24 protein-coding genes are annotated in these 24,177 nt (G+C 32.1%); 16 read left to right on the forward strand and 8 right to left on the reverse strand.

Features of this window, described 5'->3' with window-relative positions; genetic code table 11:
• Positions 1 to 277: 277 nt before the first annotated feature.
• Complete coding sequence (gene htpG, locus Q0772_RS16005) at positions 278 to 2,188, reverse strand: molecular chaperone HtpG (RefSeq protein ID WP_298346889.1); 1,911 nt, start codon at positions 2,186 to 2,188, stop codon at positions 278 to 280.
• A 245-nt stretch (positions 2,189 to 2,433) separates the two neighbouring features.
• Between htpG and Q0772_RS16010 the strand changes: the two genes are divergently transcribed.
• The gene (locus tag Q0772_RS16010; protein WP_298346892.1) at positions 2,434 to 3,441 is read left to right on the forward strand and encodes a beta-ketoacyl-ACP synthase III; all 1,008 of its coding nucleotides are present in this window, start codon (positions 2,434 to 2,436) and stop codon (positions 3,439 to 3,441) included.
• Between the two features lie 657 nt (positions 3,442 to 4,098).
• On the opposite strand, the gene Q0772_RS16015 is transcribed toward Q0772_RS16010, so the two are convergent.
• The gene (locus tag Q0772_RS16015; protein ID WP_298346897.1) at positions 4,099 to 6,573 is read right to left on the reverse strand and encodes an outer membrane beta-barrel protein; all 2,475 of its coding nucleotides are present in this window, start codon (positions 6,571 to 6,573) and stop codon (positions 4,099 to 4,101) included.
• Positions 6,574 to 6,693: 120 nt separating this feature from the next.
• On the opposite strand from Q0772_RS16015, the gene Q0772_RS16020 reads away from it, so the two are divergent.
• Positions 6,694 to 7,056, forward strand: coding sequence for a CoA-binding protein (locus Q0772_RS16020; RefSeq protein ID WP_298346900.1), 363 nt, complete (start codon positions 6,694 to 6,696; stop codon positions 7,054 to 7,056).
• Here the strand turns inward: Q0772_RS16020 and Q0772_RS16025 are convergent.
• On the reverse strand, positions 7,027 to 8,475 hold the full coding sequence (locus Q0772_RS16025; RefSeq protein WP_298346902.1) for a sodium:solute symporter: 1,449 nt from the start codon (positions 8,473 to 8,475) through the stop codon (positions 7,027 to 7,029). The genes Q0772_RS16020 and Q0772_RS16025 overlap by 30 nt on opposite strands.
• Positions 8,476 to 8,598: 123 nt before the next feature.
• Between Q0772_RS16025 and recR the strand changes: the two genes are divergently transcribed.
• The 12 genes from recR to Q0772_RS16085 all read left to right on the forward strand — a co-directional run bounded on the left by recR (position 8,599) and on the right by Q0772_RS16085 (position 17,732).
• A complete protein-coding gene (recR, locus tag Q0772_RS16030; protein ID WP_298346904.1) occupies positions 8,599 to 9,216 on the forward strand; it encodes a recombination mediator RecR in 618 nt (205 codons plus the stop codon).
• A gap of 13 nt (positions 9,217 to 9,229) precedes the next feature.
• A complete protein-coding gene (locus Q0772_RS16035) occupies positions 9,230 to 10,330 on the forward strand; it encodes a glycosyltransferase family 2 protein (protein ID WP_298346907.1) in 1,101 nt (366 codons plus the stop codon).
• 84 nt (positions 10,331 to 10,414) lie between these two features.
• Positions 10,415 to 11,731, forward strand: coding sequence for a dihydrolipoamide acetyltransferase family protein (locus tag Q0772_RS16040; RefSeq protein WP_298346909.1), 1,317 nt, complete (start codon positions 10,415 to 10,417; stop codon positions 11,729 to 11,731).
• Between the two features lie 91 nt (positions 11,732 to 11,822).
• Complete coding sequence (locus Q0772_RS16045) at positions 11,823 to 12,599, forward strand: 3'-5' exonuclease (RefSeq protein WP_298346912.1); 777 nt, start codon at positions 11,823 to 11,825, stop codon at positions 12,597 to 12,599.
• Positions 12,600 to 12,776: 177 nt separating this feature from the next.
• Positions 12,777 to 13,388 (forward strand): fumarylacetoacetate hydrolase family protein, encoded by a 612-nt coding sequence (locus Q0772_RS16050; protein WP_298346915.1) that lies wholly within the window; start codon positions 12,777 to 12,779, stop codon positions 13,386 to 13,388.
• 1 nt (position 13,389) lies between these two features.
• Positions 13,390 to 13,731, forward strand: coding sequence for an Hpt domain-containing protein (locus tag Q0772_RS16055; protein ID WP_298346919.1), 342 nt, complete (start codon positions 13,390 to 13,392; stop codon positions 13,729 to 13,731).
• Positions 13,731 to 14,981 (forward strand): competence/damage-inducible protein A, encoded by a 1,251-nt coding sequence (locus Q0772_RS16060; protein ID WP_298346921.1) that lies wholly within the window; start codon positions 13,731 to 13,733, stop codon positions 14,979 to 14,981. The genes Q0772_RS16055 and Q0772_RS16060 overlap by 1 nt, the downstream gene beginning before the upstream one ends.
• Before the next feature lie 82 nt (positions 14,982 to 15,063).
• Positions 15,064 to 15,300 carry a 50S ribosomal protein L28 gene (gene rpmB / locus Q0772_RS16065; protein WP_298346923.1) on the forward strand — a complete coding sequence of 79 codons (237 nt, stop codon included), beginning with the start codon at positions 15,064 to 15,066 and terminating at the stop codon, positions 15,298 to 15,300.
• 26 nt (positions 15,301 to 15,326) lie between these two features.
• On the forward strand, positions 15,327 to 15,509 hold the full coding sequence (gene rpmG, locus Q0772_RS16070; protein WP_007648529.1) for a 50S ribosomal protein L33: 183 nt from the start codon (positions 15,327 to 15,329) through the stop codon (positions 15,507 to 15,509).
• A gap of 12 nt (positions 15,510 to 15,521) precedes the next feature.
• A complete protein-coding gene (locus Q0772_RS16075) occupies positions 15,522 to 15,671 on the forward strand; it encodes a DUF4295 domain-containing protein (protein WP_298346943.1) in 150 nt (49 codons plus the stop codon).
• Between the two features lie 250 nt (positions 15,672 to 15,921).
• Entirely contained in the window at positions 15,922 to 16,896 is a 975-nt protein-coding gene (gene ftsY / locus Q0772_RS16080) for a signal recognition particle-docking protein FtsY (protein WP_298346946.1), read from the forward strand.
• Positions 16,897 to 17,303: 407 nt separating this feature from the next.
• Complete coding sequence (locus Q0772_RS16085) at positions 17,304 to 17,732, forward strand: SRPBCC domain-containing protein (RefSeq protein ID WP_298346949.1); 429 nt, start codon at positions 17,304 to 17,306, stop codon at positions 17,730 to 17,732.
• On the opposite strand, the gene Q0772_RS16090 is transcribed toward Q0772_RS16085, so the two are convergent.
• A complete protein-coding gene (locus Q0772_RS16090; protein WP_298346952.1) occupies positions 17,729 to 18,811 on the reverse strand; it encodes a serine hydrolase in 1,083 nt (360 codons plus the stop codon). The two genes, Q0772_RS16085 and Q0772_RS16090, sit on opposite strands and share 4 nt — an antisense overlap.
• An 83-nt stretch (positions 18,812 to 18,894) precedes the next feature.
• Between Q0772_RS16090 and rimO the strand changes: the two genes are divergently transcribed.
• Both rimO and Q0772_RS16100 read left to right on the forward strand, forming a co-directional pair.
• Complete coding sequence (rimO, locus tag Q0772_RS16095; protein ID WP_298346955.1) at positions 18,895 to 20,199, forward strand: 30S ribosomal protein S12 methylthiotransferase RimO; 1,305 nt, start codon at positions 18,895 to 18,897, stop codon at positions 20,197 to 20,199.
• A gap of 76 nt (positions 20,200 to 20,275) precedes the next feature.
• Entirely contained in the window at positions 20,276 to 20,980 is a 705-nt protein-coding gene (locus Q0772_RS16100) for a peptidoglycan DD-metalloendopeptidase family protein (RefSeq protein WP_298346958.1), read from the forward strand.
• 198 nt (positions 20,981 to 21,178) lie between these two features.
• Here the strand turns inward: Q0772_RS16100 and Q0772_RS16105 are convergent, their stop codons facing one another.
• The 4 genes from Q0772_RS16105 to Q0772_RS16120 form a co-directional block, all read right to left on the reverse strand.
• A complete protein-coding gene (locus Q0772_RS16105; protein WP_298346961.1) occupies positions 21,179 to 21,937 on the reverse strand; it encodes a hypothetical protein in 759 nt (252 codons plus the stop codon).
• Positions 21,938 to 22,099: 162 nt separating this feature from the next.
• Positions 22,100 to 22,555 carry a hypothetical protein gene (locus Q0772_RS16110; protein ID WP_298346964.1) on the reverse strand — a complete coding sequence of 152 codons (456 nt, stop codon included), beginning with the start codon at positions 22,553 to 22,555 and terminating at the stop codon, positions 22,100 to 22,102.
• A 15-nt stretch (positions 22,556 to 22,570) separates the two neighbouring features.
• A complete protein-coding gene (locus Q0772_RS16115; RefSeq protein WP_298346966.1) occupies positions 22,571 to 22,951 on the reverse strand; it encodes a hypothetical protein in 381 nt (126 codons plus the stop codon).
• 75 nt (positions 22,952 to 23,026) lie between these two features.
• On the reverse strand, positions 23,027 to 24,067 hold the full coding sequence (locus Q0772_RS16120) for a leucine-rich repeat domain-containing protein (protein WP_298346969.1): 1,041 nt from the start codon (positions 24,065 to 24,067) through the stop codon (positions 23,027 to 23,029).
• Positions 24,068 to 24,177 lie beyond the last annotated feature (110 nt).

Here is a 24,177-nt window from a genome sequence, read left to right on the forward strand (position 1 = left end):
ATGTATTATGTATTTTTTAATATTAATTCGCTTATACAAATGACCAAAATATTGGAGTCATTTTTTATGATTTTTATCATCTCATTTAAATACCAACTGTTTTTTATTGAGTTGTTTTTAAAACCAGTCTTTAAGTCTTGTTATCTGTAGGTTTTAAGGGTTATTATCCTATATACCTAATGATTTTGTTAAAGAAGTGTCAAAACAAAAAACCACTTTGCTTTCACAAAGTGGTTTGATATATAATAGTTTGCCGAATAGTTTCAGCGTGTTAAACTTATTTTATCATCTCGTAGCTACGCTTAATAAAGTTTGTTAATTCTTCACCTTTTAATAAGCCTTGAGATAATCTGGCTAAGTCTAAACTTTGATTAATTAAACGTTCTTGTTTCTTCTTGGTTTTAGTGCCAAGAATTTCACCAACCAATTCAGAGTTTGTATTCACAACTAAATTGAACATTTCTGGCATATTACCAAACATGTTCATTCCACCGCCACCAGTAGCTTGCATTTCTTTCATTCTGCGCATAAATTCTGGTTGTGTAATCGTGAATGGTGATTCGTTACTGTCCATAGCTTCAAGTTGAACTGTGAATTTTTCAGAAGGAATTACTTCTTTTAATAATTCATCTAAAGCTTTTGTTTGATCTTCATCTAATTTAGAAATAGTATTGTCATCTTTCTTAATTAAATTATTTATATGATCACCATCAACACGAGCGAAGGATATGTTTTCTTTAGTACTTTCTAATTTCTGTATTAAGTGAGAAACAATTGGAGAATCTAATAATAAAACTTCGTAATCTTTAGATTTGGCTGATTCAATATAGCTGTGTTGAGCATCTTTATCAGAAGCATAAAGAATAATTAGCTTATCATCTTTATCTGTTTGTTTAGCTTTAATTTTATTGTAAAGCTCTTCGTATGTATAATATTTACCATCAACTGTTGGGTATAAAGCAAATGCATCAGCTTTTTCAAAGAATTTTTCTTCAGAAAGCATACCGTATTCAATTACAATTTTGATGTCATTCCACTTCGCCTCAAAATCTTCACGGTTATTGTTAAATAATGATTTTAATTTATCAGCAACTTTTCTGGTAATGTAAGATGAAATCTTTTTAACTGCACCATCAGCTTGCAAATAAGAACGTGATACGTTTAATGGTATATCTGGTGAATCTATAACCCCACGAAGCATGGTCAAGAATTCAGGAACAATACCCTCAACATTATCTGTTACAAAAACTTGGTTTTGGTATAATTGGATTTTATCCTTCTGCATTTGCATATCGTTTGACATCTTTGGGAAATATAAAATCCCAGTTAAGTTGAACGGATAATCTACATTTAAATGAATGTTGAATAATGGTTCTTCAAACTGCATTGGGTATAATTCTCTGTAAAACCCACTATAATCTTCATCTTTTAAATCTGCAGGTTGTTTTGTCCATGCTGGATTAGGATTATTAATAATATTATCAACAGTAATCTGTCTGTGAGGTTCAGTAGTTTCTTTACCGTCTTTATCTTTTGTAGTTTTTGGTTCGTGGGTTGGGTCGTTAACTTCCTTAGTTCCAAATTTAATTGGAATAGGCATAAACTTGTTATACTTGTTTAATAACTCATGTATACGAGATTCTTCAAGAAATTCAGTAGAATCTTCAGCAATATGAAGAATAATTTCTGTGCCTCTTTCTGTTTTATCAGAAGCCTCTAAAGTAAATTCAGGAGAACCATCACATGCCCAATGTGCAGCAGGTTCATCTTTAAAGGATTTTGTGATTATTTCAACCTTATCAGCAACCATAAATGCTGAGTAAAAACCAAGACCAAAATGGCCAATAATTCCTGAATCTTTAGCAGAATCTTTGTACTTATCTAAAAACTCTTCAGCTCCAGAAAATGCCACTTGATTGATGTATTTTTCTACTTCATCAGCTGTCATACCCAAACCTTGGTCAGAGATATGAAGCTTCTTTCCATCTTTATCAATTTTAACCTCAATTTGTGGGTTGCCATACTCAACTTTAGCATCACCAACATTTGTTAAATGTTTTAATTTTAAAGTGGCATCGGTTGCATTACTAATTAACTCACGTAAAAATATTTCGTGGTCGCTATACAAGAATTTTTTAATGAGGGGGAAGATGTTTTCTACCGATACATTAATGTTTCCTTTTGTCATGATACATAATTTATTTGTCATTCCCTACAAGGAGGAAATAAGATTAATTTCATTCTAACTTACTTTGGTTTATCAGACAACAAAAATGCCAATTGATTAAATATGACAAACTGACACAACTTTTCTATTAGAAAAATGAATTTCAAAACTTGAACCAGTCAGATTTGCTATTTGGAATTTGTAGTTTGTATGGAATTAGATTCGATTAATTTTGTATTTTGGTTATTCTAATTAATATTGGAAATATGTACAACTCAAAAATTATAGGTTTAGGAAAATATGTGCCAGAAAATGTAGTAACCAATCATGATTTATCTAAAATGATGGATACTAGTGATGAGTGGATTCAAGAGCGTACTGGCATAAAAGAACGACGATGGATTCCTGAAGGGTCAGATGATACATCGGCGGTTATGGGTGCTAAAGCTGCGAGAATTGCTATTGAGCGTTCAGGGTTGTCTAAAGATGATATAGATTTTATAGTATTCGCAACCTTAAGTCCAGACTATTACTTCCCTGGCTGTGGTGTACAAATCCAAGATATCTTGGATATGCCAACTGTTGGAGCATTAGATGTGAGAAACCAATGTTCAGGATTTGTATATGCACTATCAGTTGCAGATCAATTTATAAAAACTGGAATGTATAAAAATATACTAGTTATTGGCGCAGAATATCATAGCAACGGGCTAGATAAATCTACAAGAGGCCGTGGCGTAACTGTTATTTTTGGCGATGGAGCAGGAGCCTGCATATTGTCTAGAGAAGAAGATAACTCAAAAGGTATTTTATCTACACACTTACATAGTGAGGGCAAATATGCAGATAAGTTAATTGTTGAGGGCCCCAGTATTGCACATTGGGTGCCTGAAATTATGGCTTCACAAGAGGAAGATTTATCATATTTTCCTTATATGGATGGTACTTTTGTTTTTAAGCACGCCGTAGTGCGTTTTAGTGAAGTTATCATGGAAGGATTAATAAAAAATGGTCTTCAAAAAGAGCAAATCGATATGTTAATTCCACACCAAGCAAACCTGAGAATCGCACAATTTATCCAGAAAAAATTTGGACTTCGAGACGATCAAGTATTTAATAACATCATGAAGTATGGTAACACAACTGCCGCTTCGGTTATTATAGCGCTTACCGAAGCCTGGGAAGAGGGTAAAATCAAATCTGGAGATAACGTAGTTTTGGCAGCTTTTGGTAGTGGATTTACATGGGCAAGTGCCATAATAAAATGGTCTTAAAACAATTTTGGCGTTACCATGAAGGTCGGGCTATACGCTATATCTTTTTAAAGCGCAATAGATAATTTAGAATCTTCTCTAACAATCTGTTAAACATAGTTTACAACTAAAATATAGTTTGTATCCTTTAAAAAGGATGCCGCTTCTATCCCTAACGCAGTAATCGATTATGGTATGGTAAAACCTTAACACATTACATACCTGGAAAGTATATGGAAACATAAAAACAAAAAGCCCGAAACTTAAAAGTTTCGGGCTTTTCTAGCTATTAATCAACTTCAACTAACACTATGTGAAGAATCTTAAAATATTAGACGTAATAAGTCTAATAAAATTTCAAAAATTATATGTATTTAACTCTTATTTAACGATTAACAAAAAACTCGAAACATGTTTCGAGTTTTTAATTATACAAATCTTTTTTTACGAAAATATTTTTGTAGACGACTAACTCTAAATAATTATGATTCGCTCTTGGTTAGATTGTATATTAAGTAAACGTGTATTATTGTGCTCTATTGTGTTAATTCTCAAAATTTAACATTTTTTTTAACATATTGATAAAAACAAACCCTCTAAACTTAAGTTTAGAGGGTTCTTATTTAATAACCCTACAATAACACTAACCATCAAATATTATGCAGGCTATCAAATGTTCTATATAAAACCACCACCACTAGATTTGGTGTTGTTATCTCTGTTTTTACGGCGTAAGGCACTATATTTACCACCGCCAAATCTATAAGAAAGTGCAATATTCCATGTATTACTTTCCCAATTAAACCCACCAACAGAAGGGAATGGTGTTGAGCCTTCAAATTCGAACATCATAGTATTTAAAATATCGCTATAATTAAAACTAAAAGTAGCTCTATTATCTTCTAAGAAATTATAGCGCATCCCTGTATTTAGCATAAACATGGGTTTTCTTGTAAATTGAATCCCTTTTTCTTCACCACGATACATGGCAAATATTGAGAAACTTAGTTTTTTTGATGCTTTAAAGTTATTGAAAGCTCGTAGGTTCCAAATAACATTTTCAACTTCTGTTTCAACACTAACAATATCATCTATAGTCGCATTTTGTATATCTGGGTTATCTACAATTTCTGTGATACCTCTTTGGGTTTGTGAGTATAAATCAAAACTAGCGTTTAAACTCCACCATTTTGTAGGCCTATAATTAGTGGATAATTCAATTCCAAAGGCAGAAGTGTTATCAAAATTATCAAAAGATAAAATAGCATTTCCAGATGTAACATCTGTTCTGTCTATCGATACAAATCTATTGATGTTATCTTCAATAATTCTATAAAATAGACCTGCGGTAACACTTCCACTTTTTAATTGTCTCGTGTAATTCGTTTCAATAGAGTTTGTAAACTGAGGCTGTAATTCAGAATTCCCGAAAGATGATACACGGGGTGTGCTCCATTCTCTAATTGGGTTTACTTGCTGTAAGCCAGGGCGGTCTACACGCCTGCTAAAACTTAATTGATACGAGTTTTTTTCAGAAGGATTATACGTTAAAAATGCAGATGGATATACTTGAAAGTAATTATTTTCAAAAGGGAGTAACTCTGTACTACTGTCATCAAAAATTCTTAAGGCATCGGCAGTAACATTAACTTGTTCTGCTCGAACTCCAATTTGGTAATTCCATTTTTCAAGGGTTTTTCCAAAAGTAAAATAAGCTGAATAAATATCTCTGTTATAGTCAAAATCTGTGCTTGGAGTTGGTATTACGTTACCAGTGCTAGAAAATGTTTGTCCTGTTGACATGTAATCAATATCAGAACTAAATAATAAAGCTTGTAACCCTGCTTCAATTTTTGTTTTTTCATTTAAAGGTTTAACATAATCAATATTTACTGTTGTTTGATTGCGTTGTGTGTCAACATTGTCAATAAAATCAGGAGGGAAATTAAAATTAATAAAATCGAAATTAGCTATTTCTTGATTTTCAAAATCGTTATAATCAATCTCTATATCTAAGGTTTCATTTTCGTCTGTAAATTCGTGCTTATAAGCTAGGTTGTATTGCCCAGAACTGTTTTCTGAATCATTAGCAAATAGTTGACTTTGAGTAAGCGAGGTGTAAGTAATTAGTGTGTTACCAAAGCCATTACCTTTAAAAATGTTTTGATTTGTAAAAAACGAAATAGTATTCTTGTCGTTCATGTAAAAATCTACACCTACTTTATATAAATGAGAGGTATTGTCGTTTCCAAATTCAAAGTCCTGACGCGAATTATCATCCAATCTATCAATACTTCCAAAATTGTCATATTTACCTATATTATTACCGTAATTACCATAAAAATTTAACTTTCCATTTCTGTAGTTCATATCAATAGAACTGTTGAACTTAGCAAAAATCTCTTTAGTAACACCAACATTTATATTACCATTAAATCCAATTTTTGTGTTTTTATGTAATTTTATGTTTATAATCCCACTCATTCCTTCAGGATTGTATTTTGCTGATGGGTTGGTGATTAATTCTATTTGTTTGATAGATGTAGAAGGTATTTGTCTTAGCAGTTGAGCGATAGGAACATTACTAAGTTTACCATCAACCATAACACGTACATTTTCGTTTCCACGAAGGCTAATGTTTCCAGTTTGTTGATCAACACTAACAGATGGGATATTATTCATTATATCACTGGCACTAGCACCAGCAGTAGTTAAATCTTTTCCAATTGTAATAACCTTTCTATCTACTTTTTGTTGAATGGTAGAGACTTCAGCAACAATAGTAACTTCATCCAAACCTTCGGCTTCTTCTTCAAGTAAAATGTTGCCCAGATTAACTTTGTAGTTTCCTCTACCTATGGTTACATCTCTATTGGCTGTTTTGTATCCAATATATTGGATGCTAACAATAACTTTTCCTTCAGTAACCTTGTTTATATTAAATGATCCATCATCCAATGTAATACCGCCAGTAACTGTTTCCCCAGCAGCATTTTTAATGATGACGTTTACATAAGGTAAGGGTTCTTTTAAAGTTGCGTCTAATACTTTACCTGAAATAGTACCTGTTTTATCAGATATGGGATCGGGATCTAATGCGTATGTCGAAGAAATAGAAAATAAAATGACACACAATAAGAATAATTTTCTCATTTGTTTGGTTTGATTTTTTGATTGATATTATTAAGAAGACGCAAAATTTGAATTTATGTTACTATATCTAATAAGGATTAACATCATTTTAACATATAATAATTTAAGAAGCAATTGATTATGAATAAAAAAACTTTAGTTTTAGGCGCATCATTAAAGCCAAATAGATATTCTAACTACGCTGTACAACGTTTGGTTGCTAATGAAGTTGAAGTCGTTGCTTTTGGAATGAGACGTGGTGAAATAGCAGGTGTAGAGGTGGATACCGAATTATTGCCTTACAATGGTATTGATACTGTAACGCTATATCTAAATCCCAAAAGGCAACAGGCTTACTACGATTATGTCGTGTCTTTAAACCCTAAACGTGTTATTTTTAATCCTGGTACCGAAAACCCTGAATTTTATAATATTTTAAAAGAAAATAATATTGAATTTGAAGTGGCTTGCACTTTAGTTTTGCTTTCTACGAATCAATACTAAACCAAGGAAAGTAAGTAGACCATTGATGATTAAAATTTCAAAACCTATTTGGTAGCCATTTAATAAATCAACAGAATATTTATTAATAAAATAAGATACAATTGGTGCTACTATGGCAATTATCCATACATATCTATCTTTTAATTGCACTTTAGTAAAAATACCTAATGCGAATAAACCAAGCAATGGTCCGTAAGTATATCCAGCAGCTTTAAACAATTCCCAAATTACAGAAACGTCTTTAAAAATAGCATCAAATAATACAATAACGATAACTAATAGGATGCTAATAAAAACATGTGTTTGTTTTCTGATTCTTTTTTGCGAATCTTTTGGTTTTTTGTCTAATTCAATAATGTCTATACAAAATGATGTGGTAAGTGAAGTTAATGCAGAGTCTGCACTGGAATAAGCTGCCGCAATAAGCCCAAGTAAAAAGAAAGCAGACGTTATAATGCCTATTTCTGGTAACATAGCTATAGTTGGGAATAAATCATCTTTCTTAGCTGTTATACCATGTTGGTTGGCATATTGAGTGAGCATTAATCCTAAGACTAAAAACAAAATGTTTACAAAAATTAAAACCACACTGAATGATACCATATTTTTCTGGGCTTCTTTTAGGTTTTTGCAGGTTAGGTTTTTTTGCATCATATCTTGATCTAGACCTGTCATGGTAATCGTAATAAACATTCCAGCTAAAAAACTTTTAATAAAATACTGAGCGTCGTTAATGTCTTCAAAAAAGAATGTTTTGCTCAAAGCGCTTTCTTTGACATTGGTATATATTTCAGAAATACTGTTTAAATCCAAAGCCGAAGCAAGAAATATAATAGTAACAACAACCGAAATTAACATAAATAATGTTTGCAGCGTATCTGTAAAAATGATGGTTTTTATACCACCCTTAAACGTGTATAACCATATAAGCGCAATGGTTATTATTACTGTAATTGTAAACGGAATACCGTATTGGTCAAAAATTAATAACTGTAAAACTTTAGCAACTAAAAACAATCTAAAAGCTGCACCAATAACTCTAGAAATAAGAAAAGCTACAGAGCCAGTTTTATAACTTACATTTCCAAATCTATCTTTTAAGTATGTGTAAATAGAAGTTAAATTTAGCTTGTAGTATATGGGGAGCAGCACATAAGCGATTACCAAATAACCAAAAAAATAGCCAAAAACAACTTGTAAATATCCAAACTGCTTAGTTTCAACAGCACCAGGAACAGAAATAAAAGTAACTCCAGAAAGTGATGCTCCAATCATTCCAAAAGCAACTAAATACCAGGGTGCTGATTTATTAGCTTTAAAAAATGCATCATTGCTATCCTCTTTTCCTGTGAAATAGGAAATTAATATTAAAACAATAAAGTAAGCAGCGATTAATAGAATGATTTGTGTGGCAGTCATAAAAACTAATTTTCAAGTTTTGAAAGTACAAATATTACAATTCAAATACCAAATGGAATAGGTATTTTAAAAGGATAAGTTTAAATTAGTGAAATTCACACCTAAATAGTAATTTCGCAAACTATGGAATTTTCTTCAAAATTATTGGAGCGCGCTGTTAACGAAATGTCGCAATTGCCAGGTATTGGTAAGCGTACGGCTTTACGTTTGGTATTACATCTGTTAAGGCAACCTAAAGAACAAACTTTGGCTCTATCAGAAGCATTACAAAGCATGAGGCAAGATGTAAAATTTTGTAAATCTTGCCATAATATAAGTGATATTGAACTTTGTGAAATCTGTTCAAATCCAAAACGTAATACTAATGTTATTTGTGTAGTTGAGGATGTAAGAGATGTTATGGCTATTGAAAACACGAGTTCTTTTAAAGGTTTGTATCATGTATTAGGAGGAAAGATTTCTCCAATGGACGGTATAGGACCACATGATTTAAATATTGAGTCTTTGGTTAAAAAAGTAAAAGAAAACGAGGTATCAGAACTTATATTTGCTTTAAGTTCAACAATGGAAGGAGATACAACAAATTTCTACATATACAAACAGATAAAGGATTTTGATGTAACAACGTCTACTATAGCCAGAGGGATTTCTGTTGGGGATGAGTTGGAATATGCAGATGAAATTACCTTAGGACGCAGTATCGTTAATAGAATACCGTTTGAAACATCCATAAAACTTTAAACGCCGCAAAACTTTGAAGCTATCAGTAGTTATATTGAATTATAATGTAAAATACTTTTTAGAATTATGCCTAAAAAGTGTCCAAGATGCTGTAGCTATCATAGATTCAGAAATTATTGTTGTAGATAATAAGTCTGAAGATGGGAGTTGTGATATGGTTAAGAAACTATTCCCTGAGGTGAAGCTCATTGAAAACAAAAACAATTATGGGTTTTCTAAAGGTAATAACATAGGTGTAGCAGAAGCTAAAGGAGAATACCTATGCATCCTAAACCCAGATACTGTAGTTGCTGAAGATACTTTTATCAAGTTACTAGAGTTTGCAGAAAGTAAACAAAACCTTGGTATTGTTGGTTGTAAATTAATTGATGGTAGAGGGGGTTTTTTACCAGAGAGTAAACGAAAAATACCTTTTGTTAAAGCATCTTTAAAGAAAATACTAGGAAACACCAATGATTATTATGCTAATAATATTGATAAAAATGCTATTGGTAAAGTAGATATTTTGGTTGGTGCTTTTATGTTTCTTAAAAAGGAAACTTATAATAAAATTGAAGGTTTTGATGAAGATTATTTTATGTATGGCGAGGATATAGATATCTCTTATAAAGCGCTAAAGCAAGGTTTGGAAAACTATTATTTTGGAGAAACCACAGTTTTACACTACAAAGGAGAAAGTACACTTCGGAATAAAGATTATGCTCGTCGTTTTTATGGTGCAATGCAAATATTCTACAAAAAACATTTCAAAAAGAATGTGTTTTTTGACCTATTTGTTTGGGGAGGTATTAAGGTGGTTTATTGGTTTAGGAAGCAACCCATAAAAAAACATAAAGTTGTAAAGGAGTATGTTTTTTTATCAGATAATAAAAATAGGCAACTAGAATCTGCTTTAAATAAAGCACTCATTTTAAAATCGGATGTAAAAAATATAGTAAAAGAATCAGAAGTTATTTTCGATGCGAATGCTTTAAGTTATAAAAACATTATTAATTTTATGGAGGCGGAGCATTTAGATGATTCGGTTACCTTTAAAATTTTACCTAAAAACTCTAAATTTGTAATTGGGAGTGACGATGCGATTAGTAGAGGAGAGATTATTAATTTTGACTAGATTTTTGTGAATAATAAAATTAAATACTAATATTTTTATTAATTTTGCAAAATAATATAAAAAAACAAGTGTTAGATTATTGATATGGCAAAGTTTGAACTGAAGTTACCAAAAATGGGAGAAAGTGTAGCAGAAGCGACCATTACATCTTGGTTGAAGGACGTTGGTGATACTATTGAAATGGACGACCCTGTTTTAGAAATTGCCACAGATAAAGTGGATAGCGAGGTGCCTAGTGAAGTTGACGGTGTTTTGGTAGAACGCTTTTTTAATGTTGATGATGTTGTTCAAGTAGGACAAGTTTTAGCAGTTATAGAAACCGATGGTGATAGTGATGCCAACTCAGATATTTTAGTCGAGGAAGTTGAAGATACAAATGAATTGGTACAAGAATTAGAGCAAACAGTTACCAAAGCCAAAGAAACAATTACTCCAGTAGTTTCAAGCGGAAATCGTTTTTATTCTCCATTAGTAAAAAATATTGCAAAAGCAGAAGGTGTTTCTCAGGAAGAACTTGATGGAATAACAGGTACTGGCAAAGACAGACGTGTTACTAAAAATGATATTTTAAATTACATACAAAACAGGGGGCAAGGACCTAAGCAAGTTGTTGAGAATAATAAAACAGCTATTGAGCCAGTTAAAACAATTGGAGCAACTAAAATTCAAAACCCAGTTGTTATTTCAAGCGGTGAAGATGAAATTATAGAAATGACTAGAATGGGCAAACTTATTGCGCATCATATGGTTGAATCTGTTCAAACATCGGCACATGTGCAAAGTTTTATAGAAGCAGATGTTACTAATATTTGGAATTGGAGAAAGAAAGTTAAAGCTGATTTCATGAAACGTGAAGGCGAAAACCTAACCTTTACACCTATTTTTATGGAAGCTATAGCTAAGGCTTTACGAGATTATCCTATGATGAATATTTCTCTTGAAGGCGATACAATAGTTAAAAAGAAAAATATCAATTTGGGTATGGCTGCAGCTTTACCAGATGGTAATTTGATTGTGCCTGTTATAAAAAATGCAGATCAACTAAACTTAGTTGGTATGACAAAACAGGTAAATGATTTAGCTAATCGTGCAAGAACAAATAAATTAAAGCCTGATGAAATTCAAGGAGGAACTTATACGGTAACCAATGTAGGAACGTTTGGAAGTATTATGGGAACACCAATAATTAACCAGCCACAAGTGGGAATTTTGGCACTAGGCGCTATTAGAAAGGTTCCTGCGGTTATTGAAACTCCAGATGGTGATTTTATTGGAATACGTTATAAAATGTTTTTATCGCATTCTTATGATCATCGTGTAGTTAATGGTGCCTTGGGTGGGCAATTTGTAAAAGCTGTAACGGATTATCTAGAAGCTTGGGATGTTAATAGAGAAATATAATATTTAACAAAACAATATTAAAAAACCCAACTTTAAAACGGTTGGGTTTTTTTATTTTTACGAAACAATCAATATTAAGTAAAACCATATAATGCAATTAAACCTAACAAAGCCTATTTGTTTCTTCGATTTAGAAACCACTGGAATTAATATTACGAACGATAGAATTGTTGAAATTTCAATTCTTAAAGTTTTCCCTAACGGTACAGAGGAGAGTAAAACTTGGTTGGTAAACCCAGAAATGCCAATTCCTAAAGAAGTTACTGAAATTCATGGTATTACTGATGAAAAGGTGGCAAATGAGCCAACGTTTAAGGAGTTGGCAAAGGATATTCACAACATGATAAAGGATTCAGATTTAGGAGGTTTTAATTCGAATAGATTTGATATTCCCTTGTTGGCTGAAGAAATGTTGCGAGCTGAGGTAGATTTTGATATGAAAAGTAGAGTAGCAGTTGATGTACAGACTATTTTTCATAAAATGGAACAACGTACGCTAAGTGCAGCTTACAAGTTTTATTGTGATGAAAGTCTAGATAACGCACATAGTGCTGAGGCTGATACAAAAGCTACTTATGAGGTTTTAAAAGCACAATTAGATAAATATGAAGACTTAGAAAATGATACTAAGTTTTTAGCAGAATTTAGCTCGCGTAGAAAGTTTGCAGATTTTGCAGGTTTTATATCTTATAATAAAGAAGGTGTAGAGTGTTTCTCTTTTGGGAAGCATAAAGGGAAATTAGTAACTGAGGTTTTAGAGAAAGAACCTGGATACTTTGGCTGGTTACTAAATGCAGATTTTCCTTTGTATACCAAAAAGGTGTTGACTGCTATTAAATTGAGGAGTTTTAATAATAAGTTGGGGTAAATAGTAACCATAAAAAGCCTAAGAGAAACCATTAGCTTTGAAAAAACTGGTGCTAAATGTACCAGATTAGCTTGCGTTAGGGATTGTAGAGGAAATCCTTTTTGAGAGGCACGAACAAAAAGATTGTAACGGAAAGCCCGACCCTTGTGGTAACGCCCAAATTAAAATTAATAATACATGAAATTGATTTGCATCGGTAGAAATTATACCGAACATATTGAAGAATTGCAAAACGAAAAACCAACAGATCCTGTGGTGTTTTTAAAGCCTGATACCGCAATTTTGCTAAAGAAACAGCCTTTTTTTATTCCAGATTTTTCGGATGATGTGCATTATGAGGTAGAGGTTTTAGTGAAAATTAATCGGGTTGGGAAGCATATTGATAAAAAGTTTGCCCATAAATATTACAATGAAATTGGTTTAGGAATTGATTTTACAGCTCGTGATTTACAGGGTAAATTAAAGGCAAAAGGCTTGCCATGGGAAAAGGCTAAGAGTTTTGATGGGGCTGCTGTAATAGGAAATTGGATGGATAAAAATGAGCTTGCAGATGTTGATAACATTGGGTTTTTGTTAAAAAAGAACGATATTATTGTACAAAACGGAAATACGAGCCATATGCTTTGGAAAATTAATGAATTAATAGAATATGTGTCAAAATATTTTACTTTGAAGATTGGAGATATTATATTTACAGGCACACCAGCAGGCGTTGGCAAAGTTGTTGCTAACGATAAATTAAAAGGATTTATAGAAGACAAAGAAATGTTTTCAATAACAGTTAAGTAAAATGGAACAACATTACAAGTTATTTAGAGTACGTGAATTAGCTGATAACGATGAGGATTTCGTTATGGCTTTGGCAGCTACTTTTATAGAAGAAGTACCTGAAGATGCAGAACGATTAAAAAAAGCAGTTGCTGAAAAAGATTATCAAGAAGCTTATCAAGCGGCTCATAAAATGAAACCAACAATTGATTTATTTGAATTGGGTGTGCTACAAGATTTAATAGAGGTTCAAGATTGGGGTAAATTCACAAAAACGGATATGGATGTTACCGAACCTTTTAATACTGTAATCGCTGCTGTGGAAAATGCTACTGCTGAGATTAAAGCAGATTTTGGATTGTAATGTTAGCTGAAATCATCACTATAGGTGACGAACTTCTTATTGGACAAGTTGTAGATACTAATTCTGCATTTATTGCTAAACAACTTAATAAAATAGGGGTTTCTGTTTATCAAATTACTTCAATACAAGATGATAAACAACACATTCTTCAAGCTTTAGCTGATGCTGAAAGTCGTGTAGATATTATTATTTGCACGGGAGGATTAGGTCCTACAAAAGACGATATTACCAAGAAAACCATTGCCGAATATTTTGACGATATCTTGGTTAAAAATGAAGCTGTACTTGAAAATATTGAAAGTATTTGGAAACAACATGTAAGAACACAGTTATTACAAGTAAATAGGGATCAAGCTTTAATACCATCAAAATCTAAACCATTGATGAATAAACTTGGTACAGCACCAGGTATGTGGATTGAGAGAGATGAAAAAGTATTTATTTCACTTCCAGGAGTTCCCTACGAAATGCAAGCTTTAATAGATCATCATGTCGTACCTAAAATAAAAGACAAATACAATTGTCCTTTTATTTTACACAAAACCATGATTGTTTATGGCTTAGGTGAGAGTGCTTTAGCAGAGAGAATTGAAGCCTGGGAAGACGCACTACCAAAGCATATTAAGTTGGCCTATTTACCAAATTTAGGAAAAATGCGATTGCGATTATCTACCAAAGGTTTTAACGAAGCTCAATTAAGGAGTGATGTTCAGGAACAGATAGATAAAGTAATACCTCTAATAAAAACTGAGTATGCTGGATTGGAAGACGAAGAAGGCTCAGTTGAAGTTGTTATAGCAAAACAGCTTACCAAATTAGGGAGTACTTTGGCAATTGCTGAAAGTTGTACTGGTGGTGCTGTTGCTGAACGTTTTACAACACATCCTGGTGCATCAGCATATTTTAAGGGCGGATTAGTTACTTACGCTACCGATTCTAAAACTAATGTCTTAAACGTTTCAAAAACAGATATCGAAACCTATTCTGTTGTGAGTTCTCAAGTTGCAGAGTCTATGGCAAAAAACGCACGACAAATATTTCAGTCAGATTATGCCGTAGCTACAACAGGAAATGCAGGACCAACAAAAGGCGATTCTCAAGCAGAAGTTGGTACGGTATTTATAGCTATTGCTACAAAATTAGGCGTGTATTCTCAAGAATTTAACTTCGGAAATTCTCGAATAAAAGTTATAAATAAAGCGGTGAATAAAGCCCTTGAAATGCTTCAAAAAGAAATTTTTAAAAATTGATAAAAATTAGGTTGGCATAATATAAAGAATTTGTATATTTGCACCTCGATTTTAAGCAACAAAGAATTTAAAGTTATATAGAATGTCAAGAGTTTGTGAACTTACAGGTAAAAAGGCTATGGTTGGAAACAACGTGTCTCATGCGATGAACAAAACTAAACGCAAATTTCATGCGAATTTAGTTAAGAAACGTTTTTACATTCCAGAAGAAGATAAATGGATAACTTTAAAAGTTTCTACATCTGCTTTAAAAACTATCAACAAAATAGGTATATCTGCAGCAATTAAAGAAGCAAAATCTAAAGGATTTTTAAAATAATAGCTGTATATAATAAGTATTAAGACATGGCAAAGAAAGGTAACAGAATACAAGTAATCTTAGAGTGCACTGAGCACAAAGAGTCTGGACAACCAGGAACTTCAAGATACATTACAACAAAAAATAAAAAGAATACGCCGGATAGAATGGAGATTAAAAAATTTAATCCTATCCTAAAGCGTATGACAGTTCATAAAGAAATCAAGTAACACATATAGATCATGGCAAAAAAAGCAGTAGCATCGTTACAAACAGGATCAAAAAGATTAACAAAAGCAATAAAAATGGTTAAATCTCCAAAAACAGGAGCTTACATGTTTGTTGAATCTATTATGAGTCCAGACAAAGTAAACGACTTTTTAAATAAGTAAAAGGTTTCGTTCTTAAGAGATATTATAAGCTGCTTTCTACAGGAAAGCGGCTTTTTTATTTTATATTTATCTGCCATAATAGCAGGATGTAAATCGTGGTAAGATAATTGACTATTATTTTTTGGGCGTTACCACAAGGGTCAGGCTTTCGGCAGTCGCTTCCCGATGAAAAATCGGGAGAGCTTCAACAAATGCCTCAATCCCTAACGCAAAGTACAGTTTCAATTAAAAAACCAACCAATAATAAAAAATGAGTTTTTTTAAAAAAATATTTTCTTCAGAAAAGAAGGAAACCCTAGATAAAGGATTAGAAAAATCTAAAACTAGCTTTTTTGGTAAGTTAAGTAAAGCCGTAGCAGGAAAATCTAAAGTAGATGATGAAGTTCTGGATAATCTTGAAGAAGTTTTAGTTACCAGTGATGTTGGAGTAAATACAACACTCAAAGTTATTGAGCGTATTGAAGAGCGTGTCTCAAAAGATAAATACTTAGGAACCGATGAGTTAAATCAAATCCTTCGTGAAGAAATTGCTGCACTATTAAGTGAAACAAATTCTGGCGAAGAAACAGAGTATATCATACCTGATTTGCCAAAACAAGACAGTGGTGCTAAAACCCCATATGTACTTATGGTAGTTGGTGTAAATGGCGTAGGTAAAACAACCACTATTGGTAAACTGGCATATCAATTTAAAAAGAAAGGACTAAACGTAGTTTTAGGAGCTGCTGATACCTTTAGGGCTGCAGCCATAGACCAACTTCAAGTATGGGCAGACCGTGTAGATGTACCTATGGTACGTCAAGATATGGGAAGCGACCCAGCATCCGTGGCTTTTGATGCTCTAGAATCTGGAGTAAATCAAGATGCTGATGTTATTATTATAGATACAGCAGGTCGTTTACACAATAAAGTTAACTTAATGAATGAGTTGACTAAAGTCAAACGTGTAATGCAAAAAGTAGTTGGTGATGCACCACATGATGTACTCTTAGTTTTGGATGGTTCTACTGGTCAAAATGCTTTCGAGCAAGCTAAACAATTTACAGCAGCAACCGAAGTAACTTCTTTGGCTGTAACTAAACTTGATGGGACAGCTAAAGGTGGAGTGGTTATTGGTATTTCAGATCAGTTTCAAATTCCTGTAAAATACATTGGTGTAGGTGAGGGTATCGAAGATTTACAAGTGTTTAATAAATACGAATTTGTAGATTCTTTCTTTAAGTAAACTAATATTCCTGCAAAGGCAAGAATATATTTTTAAATAAAATTTGAAGAAACTTTTATCTCAGAAGAATTTAAAAGTCATTACTTTATTGGTTTTATTATATGCTGCTTTAATGCTTATAAGCAATGTAACAACGATTGTTTTGTCTTTTCTTGAATTGAAAAATAATCCTTTGATACCAGATTACTTGGTTTCTTATATGGCTTTTCCATCTTACTTTGTTATTCCTTTTTTTGGAATAATTATTTATTTGATGAGCTTACAATTAAATAGTAAGCATCTTAACAGTTCTATAGTTATTGGATGTTTGATGGTTTGAGTGACATATTATTTTTTATGGGGAGACATACATTTATTTATACACAAGTTTAACCCTTACGTCAAATAATTTGTAACTTGATTAAGTTATGAGTTACAATATCTACCACACATTACAAATCAAAACTTCTGTGAACGAAGTATTTGGCGCAGTATCTCAACCAAAGCATTTAGATAATTGGTGGACATTAAAATCTTCTGGAATTCCAGAATTAGGAGCAGAATACAATCTGAATTTTACTGACGATTACGATTGGTATTGCGAAGTTTTAAAAGTAGAACCAAACAAATCAATTCATTTTAAAATGACGAGATCAGATAACGATTGGAACCCAACTACTTTTGGCTTCGATTTAATAGAAACGGATCATGGAACGTTAATGGAGTTTAGTCATGTGAATTGGCCAGAAGCTAATCATCATTTTAAGCACTCCTCATTCTGTTGGGCAATGCTTCTTAATGGTTTAAAAAATTATTTAGAAAAAGGGATTATAATACCTTTTAAAGAAAGAAACTAATCAATTAAAGCATTCATTTTCTCCCATAAATCATTATCAAAACTTGAAAGCGCAAAGGTTTCATTATCTGCAGCTTCTCCCATTCTAATCACAACCAATTTCTTACTCGGTACAACATAAATTTTTTGGTCATTCTTACCTAAGGCGGCAAACATATCATCAGGAGCGTTAGGAACTAATTTTCCTGGAAATTCTAATTGACTTGCAGGTAAATGATAGGATGATTTGCCATTAAGCCACCAAAGGTAGCCATAAGATTTATTGATGCTTTGCGAAGTATTTGTAGCTTCGTTTATAAAATCTTCAGAAATAATTTGGGTATTTCCCCATTTACCCTTTGCATAAATTATTAATCCAAATCTAGCCATACTTCTGGTATCACTCCAATACACATTAAAATCGTTAAGTTGTAACCAAGTATTTGGTGCCCCAGACATTCCAATTTTATCCCTTAACTTGTCATTAAAATAGTTTTTAAAAGATGTATTGCTAGCTTCAGCAATAACATCTTGCATTTTTTTATACACATTATGATAAGCCCAACGCGAACCAGCATCAGCAATATATTGTAAATCTTCAGGTTCAACAGCATCACTACTATCATCCAAACCAGAATTCATGGATAATAGGTGTTTACAAGTAATAAGGTTTTCTTTTTCTAGAGGCGCACTCGTCCAACCGGTTCCTAAGTAATCAGAAACCTTATTGTTAATATTTAGAAGCCCTTCTTCTTGTGCAATCCCCGAAAGGGTTGCGGTTAATGTTTTACCAGCACTAGCCCAATACCAAAGTTTATTAATATCATGATTATTCATATATTCTTCCACAACTATTTTTCCGTCATGTAGTATGATAAAACTTTTCGTGTTGTTTTGTTCTAGAAAATCTAAAAGCGGTTGTAGGTTACTTGTATTCCATCCTAGTTCAGAAATGGATTTAGTATCCCAAGTGGCAGAATTAAAAGGAGGGAAATAGATTTCTGTTTCAGTAGGGTCAGGATTTTGATTAGGTTCTTCTTCATTAGAACAGCTAAACACTAAAAAAATAATAAGAATCGAGATATAGAATTGAGGTTTCATAACTGTAGGATTTCAATTTTGGACTATCAAATATATAAAAGGTTTAATTAAGTTGTATCTTTGCGCCCTGATTTATAGATAGAATGCGCACAAAATCTCTTAAGAAAAACAAGATTAATGTTGTAACCCTTGGTTGTAGTAAAAATGTTTACGACAGTGAAGTGTTAATGGGGCAATTAAAGGCTAATGGTAAAGACGTTGCCCACGAGGAAGAAGGCAATATTGTAGTAATTAATACCTGTGGATTTATAAACAATGCTAAAGAAGAGAGTGTAAATACTATTTTAGAATACGTTAAAAAGAAAGATGAAGGTGATGTTGATAAGGTTTTTGTAACGGGCTGTTTAAGTGAGCGTTATAAACCAGATTTAGTTAAAGAAATTCCAAATGTAGATGCGTATTTTGGTACCACAGAGTTACCAGGATTACTAAAAGCGTTAGGTGCTGATTATAAGCACGAGTTGATTGGAGAACGTTTAACCACTACACCAAAAAACTATGCATATTTAAAAATTGCAGAGGGTTGTGATAGACCTTGTTCGTTTTGTGCTATTCCTTTAATGCGTGGTAAACACGAGAGTAAGCCTATTGAAGATCTTGTCATTGAAGCTGAAAAATTAGCAGCCAATGGTGTTAAAGAGCTTATTCTGATTGCTCAAGATTTAACCTATTACGGTCTCGATTTATATAAAAAACGAAATCTAGCTGAATTACTTGAGGCTTTGGTTAAAGTTGAAGGCGTAGAATGGATTCGATTGCATTATGCATTCCCAACAGGATTTCCGTTGGATGTATTAGATGTTATGAAGCGCGAACCTAAAGTTTGTAATTATTTAGATATTCCATTACAACATATATCAGATTCTATCTTAAAAAGTATGCGTCGTGGAACAACAAAAGAGAAAACAACTAAGTTGATTAGTCAGTTTAGAGAAGCTGTTCCAGAAATGACTATAAGAACTACACTTATTGTTGGATACCCCGGGGAGACTGAAGAACATTTTCAAGAATTAAAGCAATGGGTCGTAGATATGCGTTTTGAACGTTTAGGTTGTTTTACCTATTCTCATGAAGAAAATACCCATGCCTATAATTTAGAAGATGATGTTCCTGAAGAGGTGAAAATTGACAGAGCAAACCAGATTATGGAAATTCAATCTCAAATTTCTTGGGAGCTAAATCAACAAAAAATAGGAGCGACTTTTAAAGTGGTTATAGACAGAAAAGAAGGTAACTACTTTGTTGGGCGTACAGAGTTTGATTCTCCAGATGTAGATAATGAAGTGTTGATTGATGCTACAAAAACCTATTTAAAAACAGGAGAATTCGCTACCGTTAAGATTATTGAAGCTGAAGATTTTGATCTTTATGCAGAAGTTGTGAATTAAATTTGTCTATACCAATAATCCTTGTTTTTCATTAGAATTGAATTAAGAACTTCTAAAGTTTCTTATTTTTGAATTAATGGAACCCGAAGATTTTTCAAATTTTTTAAAGCGTATTAGTTCAGAATCACTTCATGTATTGGAAACCTCCATTCCAAAAACAAGTTATGTTCCTATCGATTTATCTCAAACCAACGAAGCACTTAATTTAGTTGATGTATCTTCATCTTTAAAGTTTGAAATATTTGTAAATGAATATCTTACTAAGCATAAAGCCCAAGTAGCCTATGGTGGTTACTTGGAAGTTAGAACTATCTATAAACGAAGTCAGCATTTTAACAGTCAATCAAAAGAAGAACGAAACATACATTTGGGAATTGATTTGTGGTGTAAAGCAGAAACACCTATTTATGCACCTTTAGAGAGTACAATACATAGTTTTAAAAATAATACGAATTATGGGGATTATGGGCCAACGATAATTTTGAAGCATAATATTTCTGGTATTGAATTTTACACACTTTACGGGCATTTAAGCTTAGAATCAATCGAAGGTCTTCAAGTCGGGCAGAGTTTTAAACAAGGCGATAAAATAGCAACTTTAGGTGATGCTTCAGTTAATGGAGACTATCCGCCACATTTACATTTTCAGATTATAAAAGATACTCAAGGATTTAAAGGTGATTATCCTGGAGTATGTTCTAAAAAAGATTTAGAGTTTTATAAAATGAATTGTCCAGATCCTGAGGTGTTATTGAAGTTTTTAAATAAAGAGGTTTTTTAAAATTTTAATTAAGATTAGTGAGCAAAAGTAGGCTGTTTTTGAAGGCCCGATAACACTAAGTGTTAAAATTAATTCTAAATATTTTAATATGGTTGTCATTTTTTTAACGGTAACGCTCACTGTATAAGTTAAAGTTATGTGCGACTTACGGATAGCCATAATTACGTCTTATTCGCTACACACGTTTTTGTGCTTTCGTTATTTTTTATCGTAATTCTCTATTGATAATAATAATTTATTTCCATAAGTTAATTGCTCATTATAAAAGTTTGTCAAGTCAGCAGTAAACAAGAAACCTCTATATAAAAGGGATAATACCATATCATTTCCTTTGTGATCACAAAGTTCATCTGTATAATTTCCTATGACTTCATTAAGTTTTTGATTTGGTCTTTTTTCTAGTTCAATCCATTCTGAAAAGAACCCACTTTTGTGTAATTCTAAATCTAAATCATTTGCCCAAACTTGTAGACTAGATTCTTCAAATATCACTTTATCTACTGCATTATAATAGTTATAAATAAGTTCTTCCACTTTCGGATTGTCAAGATGTTGTAAATATCCAGAATTTTTTAGAGATTCAAATCCACTGCGATTAAAATTCAAAGGTTGTTCTATTATCATCGCAAATACAGCGTTGGTAATTTTTCGTTGGTCATTCCAGTCTTTTTTAGAAATCAATTCGGTAGCCTCAGCACATAATAATGATTGCTGCGTTCTTGTTTCTATCATAGTTTCCGCAACTTTAATATCACCTTTTACATTGATTGCTATTTTTTCTAAGTAATTTTTGAGTGCTTTTTTTTCGTTTTCAACTTGATTTTGATTGTTGACTTGAAGAGCAATCAATATTCCAATAACCACAAGAATAATTTCTCCAATTGCGTAAATCAGATACTTACTGAATTTATTTTCAGAGAGTAGTTTTTGCCTAATTTTTCTAAAGAATTTTATCATTTGTTAGTGGTTGGTTATAATGAAGCACAACGTGTTTGTATATGGTTTGTTGCGTGGTTTAGCACGTAATTTAGCAAATATAAACCGAATAGAAAATCCGCGAGGATTTTCGTAAGTAGGCTAGAACTAGCAATAAATTATATACGGTGTTGTAATGCGTTTTTATTCAATTATATTTTTATGAATATCAGTTTTATAAACTTGAAATTCAAATTCATTTTTATCAATTAAAGTATCCATTTTTTTACTAAAATTTATTTCAAATACGTTTCTGTCAGATTCTGCTATTTTGATTTCGAAACAGTCATTTAGCTTAATTCCAAGTTTCTCAATTTGTCCATCTGGTAAATCCTCAATTAAGTGAAATATGGTATCATTTTTTTCATAATACAAATAGAGAACATCTTTTCTACTTGCAAAATTTTTACCTTTTAATGAATGCGGTTTTAACTTTTCCACCATTCCGTAAACTTTGAAGTTTCCGCTTTTAATTTCTTCCGCTTTATTTTCCTCTTTTTTCTTATCGATGAAAATTCCGATTACTACAAACCCAGCAATAACAATTGAATAAATAATTATCTGCTTTAAAGTGTATTTTGACTTTTTTTTCTTTCCCAATTATTTTATTTTGGATTAGTCTGTTTTCTTGAATTTTGTTCTAAAATTCGAGATGTTAATTCCTTTCGGGTCATAATTTCTGATGACAAGTTGTTTTTTAGTCAACTCCTCAATAACATAGCTACGATTTCCTAAAGTCAGAATTGAATCTTTCTTTTGGTATTTGAATTTTATTCCGGTATTGTCAATACCTGTAAAGTCAGAATTCAGTTCAATTGTAATTCCGTCACAAGAGTATTCAAATTCTTCTTCGCTAAATGCATCTACACTTTTTGTAGTTCCGTCTTCAAGTTCTTTATGATAACATTCCCATTTTCCAATTAAGTCATTAGAATTGTCTTGTAAATTTATACAAGAAGCTAAAAATGTTATAATGATTATTGTTAAGTTTCTCATTTTCTCAAATGCATTACAACGATAAATATAACAAACGTTGCTGACCTAAAGGGCAGCTATGTTTTGTTATATGCTTTATTTTCTTTTTTCTCTTAACATTCTGAATTTTTCAAATCTTGGGTCGGTAAGTTTATATCTTTCCGAGAGTTCGATTGGGATTTGTTTGTAATGGTCTTCTGGCATTCTTCTTTTATCTAGGTCAACAATTCCAATTTTTGAAGATTTAATTCTCCTTCGATACTTTTCAATTAAACTTTCCTGAGTTTGGTCTATTATTAGTCTGCTGTGTGTTGAATAATTAGGAGTTCTACTACAAAGTTCTAAGATGTCTAGTTGCTTAAATTTCAATTCTTCATTTGCAAAAACGTGGAGTTCGGCAAGGTTTTTCATTAGGTTTAAGTCAAAATCAATTTCTTTCAGATTGTTATATGACAAATTTAGCTTCCTTAACTCCACAAGAGAATTCAATTCCGTTGGTAGAATTTTCAATGCGTTATCAAACAGGGAAAGTATTTTCAATTTTGTCAACTTGCCAATCGTTGTAGAAACCTTCTTAATTTCATTAAATCCAAGCTCTAAATATTCAAGTTTAGTTAATCGACTTAAATCGAAATCAAGGTTTTGTATTTGGTTGTTGAAAAAGTTTAAATGTGTTAGTTTTTCCAAGTTTCCTAACTCTTTAGGTAAATTTACAATGATGTTACTATGACCAAATAAGTGTTCAAGATTTAACAAATCACCTATTGATTCAGGTAATTCGGTCAAGTAATTCTTAGAAATGTGTAAACGTTTTAAGTTTCTACAACTACCAATATTATTTGGTAGAAATTTCAAATTGTTCTTGTCAATGTTTAGTATTTCAAGATTTTCAAGTTCAAAAATTTCGGTTGGCAGCTCTTTGATATTGTTCCCGTCCAAATAAAGAACTTTGAGTTTTTTAAGTTTTGAAATTTCACTTGGAATACTCTGTATGTCATTATCTCTCAAATTGAGATTTGTCAAATGTTCCAACTCAAAAACTTCACTCGGTATATTGGTTAAATCTTCCTTTGTTAGACTTAGTAAAGCCGATTTTTCAGAATTCGCTCGTTCTATTTTAGAAATTATCTGGTTCATTTGCTCTTATTGCATATAACGGTCTCGGCTATGAGTAGTTGCGTGGTTTAGCACTCAACTTTGCAAGTACACACCAAACTGAAAATCTGCGAGGATTTTCAGAAGTAGGC

The organism is uncultured Algibacter sp. (assembly GCF_947490405.1).
GTDB lineage: Bacteria > Bacteroidota > Bacteroidia > Flavobacteriales > Flavobacteriaceae > Algibacter_B.